This is a genomic window from Curtobacterium sp. MCBD17_034 (assembly GCF_003234515.1).
Classification (GTDB): domain Bacteria; phylum Actinomycetota; class Actinomycetes; order Actinomycetales; family Microbacteriaceae; genus Curtobacterium.
This window is the reverse complement of record NZ_QKTN01000001.1, coordinates 1-13,261: the sequence shown is the minus strand read 5'-3', so window position 1 is coordinate 13,261 and position 13,261 is coordinate 1. Positions and strand designations below refer to the sequence as shown.

Below are 13,261 nucleotides of genomic sequence, written 5' to 3'. Positions count from 1 at the left end.
TTGTCCCCACCGCTTTCCGGCGTGTTCCCCGTGTCATCCACAAAGTTATCCACAGGACCTCTTGCTGGGGATAACTTCGCTCCCCTAGCCTGCGGGAGCGACTCGGGCAGGGGGCATGGAACGGGTCGTCACGGGATCGGAACGACCGTCGCGCTCGAGCCGCGAGGGTGGTGTCGGGGGGTGGCGGTACCAATGGTGGGACGGGCCTCCCGGATCATGCTCGAACGGCCCGGACGGGCCGACCAGGACAGTGAGGAGTCTGCGTGTCGATCGCGCATCTCGGTGCACCACCGGACATGGCCGAACGGGGCATGGAGCGGACGCCGCCCCACGACCTGCTGGCCGAGCAGTCGACCATCGGCGGCATGCTGCTGTCGAAGGACGCCGTCGCCGACGTGATCGAGACCGCGCGGGGCGTGGACTTCTACATCCCCAAGCACGAGGTCATCTTCGACGCGATCCTGTCGCTGTACTCGCACGGTGAGCCGACCGACGTCATCGCGGTGACCGACGAGCTCACCAAGACGGCCATGCTGTCCCGGGCCGGTGGCGCCGAGTACCTGCACTCCCTGACCTCGCTCGTGCCCACGGCGGCCAACGCGGGCTACTACGCCGCGATCGTCGCCGAGAAGGCCGTGCTCCGTCGCCTGGTCGAGGCCGGCACGCGCATCGTGCAGATGGGCTACGCGTCCGAGGGTGAGGTCACCGACCTCGTCAACAACGCCCAGGCCGAGGTCTACAACGTCGCGGGTGGCGTGCAGACCGAGGACTACGTGCCGCTGACCGAGGCCATCGGCTCCGCCATCGACGAGATCGAGGCCGCCAAGGGCCGCGACGGGCAGATGACCGGCGTGCCGACCGGGTTCGCCGGGCTCGACGCCCTGACGAACGGGTTCCACCCCGGCCAGCTCATCATCGTCGCGGCGCGCCCGGCGCTCGGCAAGTCGACGCTCGCCCTCGACCTCGCTCGCGCCGCCGCCGTCAAGCACAACCAGACCGCGGCGTTCTTCTCGCTCGAGATGGGCCGCTCCGAGATCGCCATGCGCCTGCTGTCCGCCGAGTCGAGCGTGCCGCTGCAGAACATGCGCAAGGGCACCGTCGACGCCCGCGACTGGACGACCATCGCCCAGACCCGCGGTCGCATCAACGACGCCCCGTTCTTCATCGACGACTCCCCCAACATGACCCTCGTCGAGATCCGAGCCAAGTGCCGGCGGCTCAAGCAGCAGCACGACCTCAAGCTCGTCGTCATCGACTACCTGCAGCTCATGACGAGCGGCAAGCGGGTCGAGAGTCGCCAGCAAGAGGTCTCGGAGTTCTCGCGTGCGCTCAAGCTCATGGCCAAGGAGCTCCAAGTCCCGGTCATCGCGCTCTCGCAGCTCAACCGTGGCCCCGAGCAGCGCGCGGACAAGAAGCCCCAGATCTCGGACCTGCGGGAGTCGGGCTCGATCGAGCAGGACGCCGACATGGTCATCCTGCTGCACCGCGAGTCCGCCTACGAGAAGGACAACCCGCGGCAGGGCGAGGCGGACTTCATCGTCGCGAAGCACCGCAACGGGCCGACGGATACCATCACGGTGGCGTTCCACGGGATGTTCTCGCGGTTCGTGGACATGCCGCAGTAGGGGAACTTTTCGGCCGCCAAGCAACTTGTTCAACTGCCACTCAACGTATCTGAAATACGGGCCTGGACACGCTATTTGGCTGTGCAGACGGGCGACGTCGTCGGGTCGGCTAAGCCTTCGAGTGTCTCGAGGCGTCCGTATGGCCTACGCGAAGTGCGAAAGTTCTCGGACCACGTATATGAGACAGGGTCGGCCACGGACCAGGGCTGTAGGAGTCGGCGCCTCCCGCAAGCGCCCGGACGTCCGCTGAAGGACCGGCTAACGGACGCCGTAAATGCTCCCGCCAGCGGCTACGATCCACACGTGAGCTTCGATCGCCAAGCGTTCTGGCGCTGGTGTCGCCGGTACCGTTACCGCATAGCCGGTGGGGTGCTGAGTGTCCTCGGACTCGCTTTCGCTGCCCTGATCGCGTTCCTTGCCTCTGCCAAGACGCCCCCGTCGGCCTCCGAGAGCGGATTCACCGTTCTGTTGTCGGCGGTGTTCCAAGGGGCGTCGGTGTACCTGTTCGCGAAGGGAGCACCCAACCCCCAAGCCTTGGGGATTCAGATGCGGCGGCACGCGCGTCTCGGGGAGACACTGACCGGGGTTCGCAAGCTCGCCGAGGACGCAGCCAATTCGGACGATCCGGCCATCGCACAGAAGGCCGTGGACCGGTTGAGCTGGCAGCTGCAAGAGGCGGAGCAAGATCACGACGACCTCGCGTCGGACTGGTATCGGCTCTACGAGGACCTGGCGGATGCGCCAGAGGACGGAACAACCGAATGAGTGACTATCACGACCCAGCGGACGACGAGTTGGACGGTGAAAGCGCTCCGGAGCCAATCCGTGGCAAGGTCGCGCAACTGCTCACCGCAACCGACCTGGTCATCAACCGGGGCAGCGACGACGGCGTGCGGGAAGGGATGCAGTTCGCTGTCCTCGATCCATCCGGCACCGACATCAAGGACCCGGATACCGGCGAGGTGATCGGATCGCTTCCGATCGCGAAGACCGTGCTCAAGATCGTCCGCGTCGAGCCTCGTCTGGCGGTCGCACGCACGTTCCGGGTGAAGCAGAGCGGGTTCTCCCTCGCCACGATCGCAGGCATGACCACCGGGGACCGCTCGGAGACGCTGCGCTCGGACGAACGCCGGTTGCAGCAGATGCTCGACGAGAAGGACGCGAAGGTCAGCGTCGGCGACGCCGTCGAGCGGTACATCGGCGACTTCCCCGGGATGGTGCTCGACTTCTGAGCACCGAACTGGAGAACGTCTGGCAGCTCGCGGCGCTCGCCTGTTCGGCGTGATTGGGAAAGCGAAACTAGCCTCACTCGCCCGGCGGCCAGGGACGGTTATCGATCGGCTACCGGTCTTCGTGCATGAGTGATGCTTCATCGGCGGGCCCTCCTGCGAGACTCGCCAGATGGACCTCGTCGACCTCGGCCAGCGGATCTGCATCCTGGGGCCGTCTAACAGCGGCAAGTCGACCCTTGCGGCAGCCATCGGCCGAGCCCGGTCGCTTCCAGTGATCCACCTCGACCAGTACCGCCACCTGCCCGGGACAGACTGGGTCGAGCGTCCGGACATCGATTTCGAGCGCATGCACAACGAGGCGATGGACACGGATCAGTGGGTCATCGAGGGCAACTACTCGCGTTGGCTGCCAGGCAGGTTGCGGCGAGCAACCGGTCTGGTGCTGCTGGATGCCTCGACCACCGCGAGCATCGTCCGGTACGTCCGCCGCACCCTCTTCGAGTCCGACCGGGCTGGGAGCTTGGAAGGCACTCGCGACCGCGTCCGCGTCGAAATGCTCCGCTTCATCCTCGGACCCGCGAGGAAGAACCGGCTCGGGTATCGGCATGCCTTCGACGAGTTCGAACGGCCGAAGGTGCTCCTGCCGGACCGTGCTGCCTTGGAGAACTTCTACCGCCGTAGCGGCTTGGCCCGTCGCAGCCGATCACCCCGGGCCGCCCGGTAGCCGATCGATGTACGGACGCGCGAGAGCATCGGAACCTACTTATGAATCGTCGTCGCGCTCCGCGCGAAGCGCGCGCCGGCCGGCGATGCGCTGGACAAGCTTCCTCAAGAAGACGAGCTCGAGTGCCACCATGATGGCCAGGTCGAAGAGTGCGAACGCGACGCGCGCTGCGTCGAAGCCACCACTGAGCACGATGATGGGGAGACCGATCATCAGGGCGGCACCCGCGATTACGTTCCACCACGACTCGATGAGTCCTGCAGGCATACGGTTCGTCAGTTCCGGACGATCTGACGGATCGGTTCGATCCCACCACGACGTCATGCTCCGACGCTACCCGGCGCCCGTCGACCGCGACATAACTCAACCTCCTCCTGCCGGGCGTCGACCGTCTCGAAGCCCGGTCGTTCAGCGGACGTCCGCGCTCGAGGACAGACTGGATGAGTCATCTGATGAATCTGCTCGCGGATGACGCCCCGCTCTCGGACGCCTGCGCCGAGAGCGGAGCTGACCGTTAGCGGTCGGGGTGGGCTTGTCTGTCGATACAGCGGTAGACGGTCGCTCGTCCGATGCCGAACAGTTCGGCGAGTTCCGCGACCGAGTGCGTGCCAGCTTCGTGCACCTCGAGGAGGTGTCGCTGTTGAGCGGCGCTGAGCTTGGGTTGCCGGCCGCGGAGGTGGCCTTTCGCTTTCGCGATCCGCATCCCCTCGCGCGTGCGAGCTCGGATGAGGTCGGACTCGAACTCGGCAACCATCGCGAGGACGTTGAACAGCAGGCGGCCGACGGGGTCGTTGGGGTCATGGACGGAACCGCCGATGTTGAGCTTGACGTTCTTGGCGGTCAGCTCGTCGACGATGTCTTTCGCGTCTCGAAGGCTTCTCGCTAGCCGGTCGAGCTTCGCGATGACAACTGTGTCGCCGTCACGGCAGGAAGCGAGTGCTTCCCGAAGGCCGGGTCGTGATCTGTTCGTGCCGGTCAGGCCGTGATCGGTGTGGATGTTGGGTGGGAGGACTCCGAGTCGCTCGAGCGCGATGCGTTGAGCGGTGAGGTCTTGTTCGTAGGTTGAGACGCGGGCGTACCCGATCAGTAGAGCGTTCATGGCGCGAGGATGCGCCGCTGCACCGAGCTGACGTCGTCTCGTCACCCGATCGGCTTTCGGACGGGCTGCACGGGCGCAGGCACTGCCAGGGGCCGATAGCACCCCGGGTGGAGGACCGCTGGGCGTTAGAGCACGGATGAGCTGATGTGGGCGATGACGTCGGCGGGGGCCGGAAGATTGAGGGTGGAACGGCGCAACGCGGCCGTCGATTCGAGAGCTTGATCGTTGGCGAGAACGGCTGTGATCGCCTCGAAAATGTCCGAGGAGTCGACGGTCGTGGGGTCAAGTGTGGCGCCCAGGCCGAGATCGTCGACTCGGCGAGCGTTGAACGGCTGGTCCGCCCCCATTGGAAGGACGACCTGCGGTGTGCCGCTGAGAACCGAACGGAGGAACAACCCGCTCCCACCGTGGTGCACAACAACGCTCGCCCGGGGGAGAAGCGCGTCGAAATCGACGAACCGTCGCACTTGCACGTGAGCTGGCTGCCGGCCGAACCGCGCGGGATCGACGTCGTTCCCCACTGCGAGCACCGATGGCGTGTTGAAGCGGGCGAGCGCGGCGAGGATGCGGTGGAACAAGTCGCCCGATTCGGTGTTGAACTCTGTTCCGAGCGTCGCGACGATCGATCCGTCCGGGGCGGGCGGAGGGCCGGCGTCTGGGCGCATGCAGAGCGCGTCGTCAGGTGTCGGGAATAGCGGATCGCGCATCGTCGGGGCGAAAGGAACAACGAAGACATCGCCGCGCGATCGGACCGGCCCCGACAGGCCCAGGGCCTCACCCAACTGTCCGAGAGCATGCGTGAGTCTCACGGGGCGGACGAGCGCGCCGGAGGCGATCACGGATACGACGACGGACGGGACGCCGGCGTGCTGCGCGGCTCCGATCGCCCCGAAGTCCAGCTCGTCACACACCAAGAGGTCCGCCCCGGGCAAGAAGTCCCTCACTGCGCCGGCCGACTTCAGGGCGGCCGATCCCGCGAAGTGCCGCTCGACGACCGCGAGTTCGTGTTCGACATCGAGTGGAACGAGCGGGGTGATGCCACCAGACGGGTCGCTTCGTCGGTCGGGCCGAAGAGCGGCCGTACGGTACAAGCCCGTTGGGGCAACGGAGGCAGCGGACGCGCGACCCACGAGGGTGAGTTCGTGTCCGGCCTCAGCGAGAGACCGATGCAGGGGAAGTTGCGGCACCAGATGCCCTGAGCCCCCGACGAACGAACACACCACCCGCACACCCGAGACGGTAACAGCAACGCCCGGTAGGCGATCCCCTGCCGGAATCTCCGGCGAGGACAAGGAGTGTGCGGACACACCCGGCTCCGGGCTGGCTGGATACTCGGACCGGTGACCGTTGTGTTGTTCGTCGTGACCGTCCTCGCAGCTGTCACAGGCTTCACGTCTTGGCCTCCGCTCCGCTGCTCGCCGCTGCGGTCGCGGCCGCCGTGGCTGCATGAGTGCTCTTTGCGTTGGGGCCGCGTGCTGCCCGACAGCAGCCACGTACGCTACGGATCGAGTCCGCGGATCGCGACCGGTGGACGCTCAGCGGACGCGGTGCATGATGCGATCCGACCCGTCCGCGGCGTAGGTCAGCAGTTCGAGAGTCAGCGGGGAATGCGGGTTCATGTGTCGCTCGCCTGCGGAGGCCGCCACGCCGGCGCGGTGTCGATCGCGTCGGCGATGCTCCGCGCGATGACGCCGAGCTGGTGCGCCTGCTCGGGGCTGATCGTGTCGAAGACCAACCGTCGGACCAGGGCCTGGTGTGCGGGGGTCGATTCCGCGACCTTCTCGCGTCCGTCGCCGGTCAACACCGCGAGCGTGAACCGACCGTCCGTCGGATCGACGACACGGCGAACCCATCCCTTCCGCTCGAGTCGAGTGACCGCTCGGGACAGCCGTGAGAGTGTCGAACTCGCGTACCCGGCGAGCGTGCTCATCCGCAGCGTCTGGTCTGGAGCGGTGTCGAGTGCGGTGAGCACTCCGTGCTCGAAGTGGGTGAGCCCGCTGTCCCGCTGCAGCTGCGCGTCGAGGGCAGCCGGCAGCCGTTCGAGCAGCGTCGCCACGGCCGCCCAGACCTCGAGTTGCTCGCCGGTGATCCTCGGCCGCGCCATGCCGCCAGCGTAGCGTGCATTGACTTGCTCAGGCAAGTGATCCGTCCTACGGTGCTTGCCTGAGCAAGTCATTGCGTCGTGCGGCGCGAGAGGATCGAGGAGCAATCGTGGACCTGCAACTCCAGGACAAGACGGCGTTCATCAGTGGATCGACGCAGGGCATCGGGTACGCGATCGCCTCCGCACTCGCCGCCGAAGGCGCACGGGTGATCCTGAACGGCCGAGACCGTGCCCACGTCGCCGACGCCGTCGAACGCCTGAGGCGAGAGCGCCCCAGCTCCGACCTCTCCGGGATCGCCGCCGACTTCGCCGATCCCGGCGACATCGCTCGACTGCTCGAGGCGCTCGACCGCGTGGACGTCCTGGTCAACAACGTCGGGCTGTTCGGCCTCGCCGACTTCGAGTCCGTCACCGACGAGGACTGGGATCGGTACTTCGCTGTCAACGTGATGAGCGGTGTCCGACTGTCGCGACACCTCCTGGGCGGGATGCTGGAACGGGGCTGGGGCCGCATCGTCTTCATCGGCAGCGAGTCCGGCGTCAACGTGCCGGCGGACATGGTGCACTACGGCGTGACGAAAGCGGCGATGATCGCCCTCGGTAACGGCCTCGCCAAGCGGACGCGCGGCACCGCCGTCACGGTCAACACCGTGCTCGGCGGGCCCACGTACTCGGACGGCGTCGCGTCCACGGTCGACGCGATCGCGGCGGCCCGGTCACTCCCCGTCGAGACGGTGCAACGGGCGATCATCGGCGAGAACCGGACCACCCTCCTCGAACGGTTCATCGCGCCGGCCGAGATCGCGGCGCTCGTGACGTACCTCGCGAGCCCCATGGCGTCCGCGACGAACGGCGCCGCCGTCCGGGCCGACGGTGGCGTGCTCACGAGCCTTCTCTAGCCACCCGACCCCAAGAGCATCGACGAAGGGTTGCTCGCCAGAACTGGTCTCCCCTCTGGCGATACCGCCGTGCCGCCCGAGTGGCTCGATGCCGCGACCCCGGCTTCGCGCCGCATGCGGCACCGTCGCTCACGGCCAGCCGGCTGGCTCGTAGCGGATCCGACGTCGAGCGCCCGAGGTCACCGACCTCAGTGGCGGAGCTGTTCACTCGGTTCGGGCGGCCGCACGTCGGTCGGGGGCGAGTCGACGCGGTCGACGTCGATGGAGTGTCAGCGTCTCGCACTTGATGCCGCATAGCGGCCTCTCAATGGGGGTAGCGTGCGGACGCGCGTGCAACGCGTCCCAGTGTCCCTGCCGCCTCGAGAACAGGTACGTCGCTGTACTCAGGAGGTCGGGGCGGCGCGGTCAGGCATTGACTGACTGCCTTGTTGGCGGGGGTGGCGAGGTCAAGGAACTGTGCGAGTGTCCGGGACGCGCCGTTTCGGGCCGAGGGGCGGTCTCCGTGCTCCGCTGAGGTGCCGCAGGATGCGAGTGAGGGCGGCAGTGTCTTCTTCGTCGAGCCGGTCGAGGAGGTGCTCTCGGACTGCAGTGTCGAGATGGGGGCGGGCCTCCTCGTAGTGTCTGCGCCCTGTGGGGGTGAGCTCGATGTCGACGCCATTGGTGAGCTTCCGGCGTGCCACAGTCCCCCTGGTTTCCATGCGGGAGACCAAGTGGGACAGCCGGGTCCGGTCCCACGCGAGCGCCTGCCCCAAGGCGTTCTGCCGCAGGCTGCCGCCGGCGTCGTGGAGGTGGATCAGCACCGAGAACTCAGGCTCGGTGAGCTCGGAGTGAGCGATGACGTCCGCAACGATCGCGGATCGGAGCGCCTCGTGGCTCCGCTTCCACAGCTGCCACAGCTCACTCGGATTATCTGTTGACACTTCAACATCTCCTTGAATACTGTTGACACAACAACAGTACCGAAAGGGGCAGGAACGTTGGTGATCCTCGTGACCGGTGCCAGCGGAAACGTCGGAGGTGCGGTGCTCACGACCCTGATCGCCGCAGGTGCGGCGGTGCGGGCGTCAAGCCGCTCCCCGCGTCCCGGCCAGTTCTCGGACGAGGGAGAGGTTGTCTCCCTCGATCTCGATGCGCCGGAGACCTTCCCGCATGCCCTCGACGGCGTCGACAAGGTCTTTCTCTACGCCCGCCCGGAGACCGCGGCCGACTTCGCTGCCGCCGCTCGGGACGCCGGGGTGGAGCACGTGGTGGTGCTCTCCTCTGCCTCGGTGATCTCCGCGAGCACGGGATCCGACCCCATAGCCGAGCAGCACCGCGCAGTCGAGAAGGCCGTGCAGGAGTCGGGCCTGGGCTGGACCTTCGTACGACCCGGCTACTACGCGTCGAACATGCTGCGCTGGCAGAGCATCCGCACGCGCAGAGAGCTGCGCACGGCGTTCCCCAACGCGGTGTCCTCTCCCGTGCACGAACGAGACATCGCCGAGGTCGCGGCCGCGTCCCTGCTCGACGACACCCAGCGCGGCAAGGCCCACGCCGTCCTCGGCCCGGGCCCGTCGACCGTGCGTCAGCAGGTCGCGGCGATCGCGCACGCGCTCGACGAGGCGGTCGACCTCGTCGAGATCGACACCGACACCTACCGCACCGAGCTCCTGACACAGCTGCCGCCGTTCGTCGTCGACCGCGTGATCGAAGCACAGGGCAACATGCCCATGCTCCCCGCCGGGCTCGCAGCGGACGCAGTCGAGAGCCTGCTCGGCAGGCCACCGCTGACCATCGAGACCTGGGCACAGGACCACGTACAAGACTTCCGCTGACGAGGGGCGCGCGCTGCCCGGACGACCCGGGCGACCGGCCGAGGCGAGGCACCGATGCAGAGCATGGGACGAGCTCGGGAGTCAAGCTGACCCGTCTCAGTGGTCGATCTTGGAGCGAGACGGTCGAGGTCGCTTCTCACCGACTGAGAACCGAAGGTGCTTTCGTCGACGCGTTGGCTGGTCGTCGACGCGCTTTCAGCAGCGCGGCGGTTCCACCGGCCATGCTCGGGTGGATGCCGCGGTTGTGGGCTTGGGTTACGGCTTTCCTGGGACTGGTCATCATGGTCGTCGACTCCGTCGACGGCGCAATCCTCGGGACCTGGTTCGACGAGCATGCTGTTTTCGATGCTCCAGAAGTCTTCGGCGAGTTCCTCATCGCCGGCCTTGGTCTGGTCCTTCTGGTCGGAGGTGTACTCACCCCGGTGCTGTCTCGGCCGCCCGCCCACCGCTCACGCATCCGGTAGGGGATTGGCGATCGAACGGGCCCGCGATGAGTCGCCGGTATCTCGTACCCGTACTTCTCTGCCAGTGCTCGAACGTCCACAGGGTCCTTGTGCTTCGGCGGGCACGCCGTCTTGAAGCGGAACATCCAGTCGGAAGCGATGCACCGACCCGAGCGTGAGCCGCTGTTCTTCCCGCCTGCTATCGAAGACAATGACTCATGCGCCTCGGTCCAGTCGTTCACTTCGCCAGCCTGTTCACCGCCACCCTCTCGACGGGCGTGTTCTTCGGCACCCTGACCAGTCTCGGACCCGCGACTGTGAGCTTCTCGCCGCGCACGTACATTGAGGTGCAGCAGGCGACCGTGCGCAATCTCCGGCCAGTGATGGGGCCACTGCTCCCGGCTGCCGTAGCGGCCAACCTGGCCATGGCCGTCGTGCGACGCCGGCAGGGATCCTCGCGCGCCTCCCGCCTGACCGTTGTCGGGTTCACCGGCCAGCTGACCGCTCTGGCCATCACCGTCGCCGTCGAGCTGCCCATCAACGCCCGATTGCTGACGTGGTCGTCCGAGAACCCGCCGGAGGGATGGGAAGGTGTGCGGAACCGCTGGGCTATGGCGCACCGGGCCCGGGTAGCTGCTGCCGTGCTGGGTCTGGGCTCGCTCCTCGCAGCCTCGGTGTCAGAATCCGCACCTCGCTGAGCGACGCCGCACATCCACCGCAGCGCTCTCGCGCGTACCGCCGCCGATGGCCGGTGGAGGATCCCTCGCCGGGCACGCCGCGCTGTCGTCCGATCAGGAGTCGGCGAGAGCGTGGAAGAACTGTCCGTGTGGGCCGACGATGGCGACGGGTGTGCCGTTGACTGCCAGGACGGTGCCGTTCTCGGTGTCTGCCGGTAGCTGCGTCGCAATCTCCGGGAGTACCGACTTGCCTTCGTTACTGATCCACACAGCACCGCTCGCGCGGACTTTGCCAACGAACGACTCGCGCGCGTCCGGGCTCAGGTACACGAGCACGGCGCTGTGGAAGACGACCAACGTCGCGTCAGCTGGTGCCTGCGCGGCGAGCTCCTCGAACGCTTCATTCAGGTCACCTGCCACCAGTAGCGGCCGGTGTGCCGCAACGACGGATGCCGCCGCGTGCAGGTCCCGGCGTCGCTCGTCATGCTCGGGCCACACGAGTGTTTCTAGCCATTCCAGTGACACCGGGTCTGCGATGTCGAGAGGGTTCAGGTCAATGCCGGCACGCCAGACGATTTTCGGGAGGCGCGTCGGGGTTGGACGCCCTCGTAGCTCGGTCTCGAGCGCAACAGCGCTGCCGCTTGCAGGTGCCAGTTCGTCCACTCCGCGTTCGGTGATGAAGCGGTAGGCGTACTTGTCCGGGTACAGGCACAGGCCCGCGGACGCACCGACTTCAAGCAGGGCGATCGGTCCGGTGATCTTCGCCAACTCAGGCAAGAGCACGGCACACCGGCGGACTTCGTTCGTCTGCGTCGCGTGGGTGAGTGCAATCCCGCGGATCGCATCCCACCTGGCGATGAACTCACTCCTTGCCTCCTTGTAGGGCACGAGAGGAACACCCGCCATCCGGGCCGAAGCGAAGACAAGGTTCGGTTGCCGCTTCGTCGTGGGCAGCTCCTCGACCAGCTTCACGATGTGCTCATCGGCCGCGATCCCAGTCGCCCAGTCGAAGTACAGATCGGAGATGCCATGCGCTTCGACTTGCGCCCACGCCCGATACTTCTCCCCAGCCACACCCACAGACGCATCCTACGGAAGGCACTTGCCAAGCCCGGGAGCCGATCCACTGCGGGACAGGAGCTGCCGGTACGCTGCCGACATGATGGTGCCGCCGTGAGTAGGCCCGAAGGGACACCGAATCAGCGGGCCTGGCGCAAGACGCGCAGGTGGTTCATCGTCGCGATCATCTTCGGGGCATTCGCTTTGCTCTTTGCGGTTCTGCGTCTGGTGGGTGAACCGTCAGTCGGCCAAGTGGTGCAAGTCGCCTGCTGGGTCATCTTCGTGGCCGCGTTCTCAGTGGTGCTGAGGCGGGAAGACCGTCGGAAGCGTTAATGCGTAATTGGCGCCCGGTAAGCCATCCGCAAGCGAGACGACTGGCGCCGTCGGCGTAGCGGTGCTCAGCGTCCGATGAACGACCGGCGGTTTCACGGGGTCGTCGCAACGGGTGGTTGTTTCGGGTCCGAGAGTAGCCCTTCGAATGCTTCTACTGGGGTGCGGTGGCCAAGGGTCTTGCGGGGTCGTCCGTTGAGCTCCGTGGCGACTTCGAGGAGCCGTTCCGGGCTGTGGACGGTGAGGTCAGTGGACTTCGGGAAGTACTGCCGGAGCAGGCCGTTGGTGTTCTCGTTCGAGCCGCGTTGCCAGGGCTTGTGCGGGTCGCAGAAGTAGATCGCGATGTCGGTTGCGAGCGTGATGTCTTTGTGCCGGGCAAGCTCCGTGCCCTGATCCCATGTCAACGAACGGCGGAGATGCTCGGGCAGGGTCTGGATGGTGGGGATCATCGCATCGCGGACGGCGTCGGCGCTGTGCCCGTCAGGCAGGTGCAGCAGCATCACGTACCGGGTCGTGCGTTCGACCAGGGTGCCGATCGCGCTCCTCGCGTTGATCCCGACGATCAGATCGCCTTCCCAGTGCCCGGGAACGGCGCGGTCGTCGACCTCGGCGGGACGTTCACTGATCAGGACCATGTCCCGGATCTTTGACCACGACGCCCGCCGGGGCTCACCCCGGTGGCGACGGATGGCGCGGCCGGTGCGGAGGTGTTTGTGCAGGTCAGCGCGAAGGTGCCCGCGGCCCTGGACGAACAGGGATTGGTAGATCGTCTCGTGGGACACGTGCATCGGTACCTCCCGGAGCGGGGCACTCGCTCGAACGGGTTCTTCCCGTGAGCAGCTTTGAACCATCGGTATCCCTGACGTGGATGCACTCCGACAGCATCGCAAGCAGCCGGCCTGCTCAGGCCTTGTCCGAGTAGCTCCCAAAATCGTGCCTCACGGGCACGCTGTTCCAGCCTCGATCCCATCTGCAACACTCCGAATCACGGTGGTGTTGCAACGACCAGCTGAACCCACGGATCCACTACCGGACAACCCTCTACAGTGCGAATCGTGCTGGTTCCGTATGATCGTCGCTGGCCCGAGCAGTTCGAGGCTGCCGCTGCCGAGTTGAAGCGGCTGGGCAACGCCGACTGGCTAGTTGTACTGCCCAGGGACGTTGGTTGTGTTGCGACGACTCGCTGTAGTCGTTGGGATGTGAGAAGGACCTCCTGCAGTGGAGTGGAGCTGTCTAGTTCACACACTCTCCGCAG

14 protein-coding genes and 2 pseudogenes are annotated in these 13,261 nt (G+C 66.5%); 8 read left to right on the top strand and 8 right to left on the bottom strand.

The genetic code is table 11. The features are described 5' to 3' along the window. Positions 1 to 263: 263 nt before the first annotated feature. The 4 genes from dnaB to DEI92_RS00070 all read left to right on the top strand — a co-directional run bounded on the left by dnaB (position 264) and on the right by DEI92_RS00070 (position 3,581). Complete coding sequence (dnaB, locus tag DEI92_RS00085) at positions 264 to 1,625, top strand: replicative DNA helicase (protein WP_375334608.1); 1,362 nt, start codon at positions 264 to 266, stop codon at positions 1,623 to 1,625. Between the two features lie 303 nt (positions 1,626 to 1,928). After that, the gene (locus DEI92_RS00080; protein ID WP_111011918.1) at positions 1,929 to 2,390 is read left to right on the top strand and encodes a hypothetical protein; all 462 of its coding nucleotides are present in this window, start codon (positions 1,929 to 1,931) and stop codon (positions 2,388 to 2,390) included. After that, positions 2,387 to 2,857, top strand: coding sequence for a hypothetical protein (locus DEI92_RS00075; RefSeq protein WP_111011917.1), 471 nt, complete (start codon positions 2,387 to 2,389; stop codon positions 2,855 to 2,857). Before DEI92_RS00080 ends, DEI92_RS00075 begins: the two co-directional genes overlap by 4 nt. 169 nt (positions 2,858 to 3,026) lie before the next feature. After that, positions 3,027 to 3,581 carry an AAA family ATPase gene (locus DEI92_RS00070; RefSeq protein ID WP_111011916.1) on the top strand — a complete coding sequence of 185 codons (555 nt, stop codon included), beginning with the start codon at positions 3,027 to 3,029 and terminating at the stop codon, positions 3,579 to 3,581. Positions 3,582 to 3,620: 39 nt separating this feature from the next. Here the strand turns inward: DEI92_RS00070 and DEI92_RS00065 are convergent, their stop codons facing one another. From DEI92_RS00065 to DEI92_RS00045, 4 genes are all read right to left on the bottom strand, one after another. After that, positions 3,621 to 3,905, bottom strand: a complete 285-nt coding sequence (locus tag DEI92_RS00065; protein WP_146242817.1) for a hypothetical protein — start codon at positions 3,903 to 3,905, stop codon at positions 3,621 to 3,623. A gap of 190 nt (positions 3,906 to 4,095) precedes the next feature. Further along, a complete protein-coding gene (locus DEI92_RS00060; protein ID WP_111011914.1) occupies positions 4,096 to 4,680 on the bottom strand; it encodes a recombinase family protein in 585 nt (194 codons plus the stop codon). A gap of 125 nt (positions 4,681 to 4,805) precedes the next feature. Further along, a complete protein-coding gene (locus DEI92_RS16370) occupies positions 4,806 to 5,591 on the bottom strand; it encodes a glycosyltransferase (protein ID WP_181434570.1) in 786 nt (261 codons plus the stop codon). Positions 5,592 to 6,295: 704 nt separating this feature from the next. Next, the gene (locus DEI92_RS00045; protein WP_111011911.1) at positions 6,296 to 6,784 is read right to left on the bottom strand and encodes a MarR family winged helix-turn-helix transcriptional regulator; all 489 of its coding nucleotides are present in this window, start codon (positions 6,782 to 6,784) and stop codon (positions 6,296 to 6,298) included. 107 nt (positions 6,785 to 6,891) lie between these two features. Here DEI92_RS00045 and DEI92_RS00040 point away from each other — a divergent pair, with 107 nt between their 5' ends. Continuing rightward, positions 6,892 to 7,683 carry an SDR family NAD(P)-dependent oxidoreductase gene (locus tag DEI92_RS00040; protein WP_111011910.1) on the top strand — a complete coding sequence of 264 codons (792 nt, stop codon included), beginning with the start codon at positions 6,892 to 6,894 and terminating at the stop codon, positions 7,681 to 7,683. 446 nt (positions 7,684 to 8,129) lie between these two features. On the opposite strand, the gene DEI92_RS00035 is transcribed toward DEI92_RS00040, so the two are convergent. Then, positions 8,130 to 8,603, bottom strand: a complete 474-nt coding sequence (locus DEI92_RS00035) for a MarR family winged helix-turn-helix transcriptional regulator (RefSeq protein ID WP_220037426.1) — start codon at positions 8,601 to 8,603, stop codon at positions 8,130 to 8,132. 60 nt (positions 8,604 to 8,663) lie between these two features. Here DEI92_RS00035 and DEI92_RS00030 point away from each other — a divergent pair, with 60 nt between their 5' ends. From DEI92_RS00030 to DEI92_RS00020, 3 genes are all read left to right on the top strand, one after another. Continuing rightward, positions 8,664 to 9,497, top strand: a complete 834-nt coding sequence (locus DEI92_RS00030) for an NAD(P)H-binding protein (protein ID WP_309146557.1) — start codon at positions 8,664 to 8,666, stop codon at positions 9,495 to 9,497. A gap of 281 nt (positions 9,498 to 9,778) precedes the next feature. Further along, positions 9,779 to 9,961 carry a hypothetical protein gene (locus tag DEI92_RS00025; RefSeq protein WP_146244893.1) on the top strand — a complete coding sequence of 61 codons (183 nt, stop codon included), beginning with the start codon at positions 9,779 to 9,781 and terminating at the stop codon, positions 9,959 to 9,961. A 197-nt stretch (positions 9,962 to 10,158) separates the two neighbouring features. Continuing rightward, positions 10,159 to 10,638: an anthrone oxygenase family protein gene (locus DEI92_RS00020; RefSeq protein ID WP_111011907.1), complete on the top strand. Its 480-nt coding sequence runs from the start codon at positions 10,159 to 10,161 to the stop codon at positions 10,636 to 10,638. 93 nt (positions 10,639 to 10,731) lie between these two features. Here DEI92_RS00020 and DEI92_RS00015 read toward each other — a convergent pair whose 3' ends face one another. From DEI92_RS00015 to DEI92_RS16985, 3 genes and pseudogenes are all read right to left on the bottom strand, one after another. Further along, the gene (locus DEI92_RS00015; RefSeq protein WP_258369757.1) at positions 10,732 to 11,691 is read right to left on the bottom strand and encodes a DUF2332 domain-containing protein; all 960 of its coding nucleotides are present in this window, start codon (positions 11,689 to 11,691) and stop codon (positions 10,732 to 10,734) included. A 410-nt stretch (positions 11,692 to 12,101) separates the two neighbouring features. Beyond that, positions 12,102 to 12,803, bottom strand: a pseudogene (locus tag DEI92_RS00005) (IS30 family transposase); the annotation flags it as partial. A 53-nt stretch (positions 12,804 to 12,856) separates the two neighbouring features. Further along, positions 12,857 to 12,976, bottom strand: a pseudogene (locus DEI92_RS16985) (hypothetical protein); the annotation flags it as partial. Between the last annotated feature and the right edge of the window lie 285 nt (positions 12,977 to 13,261).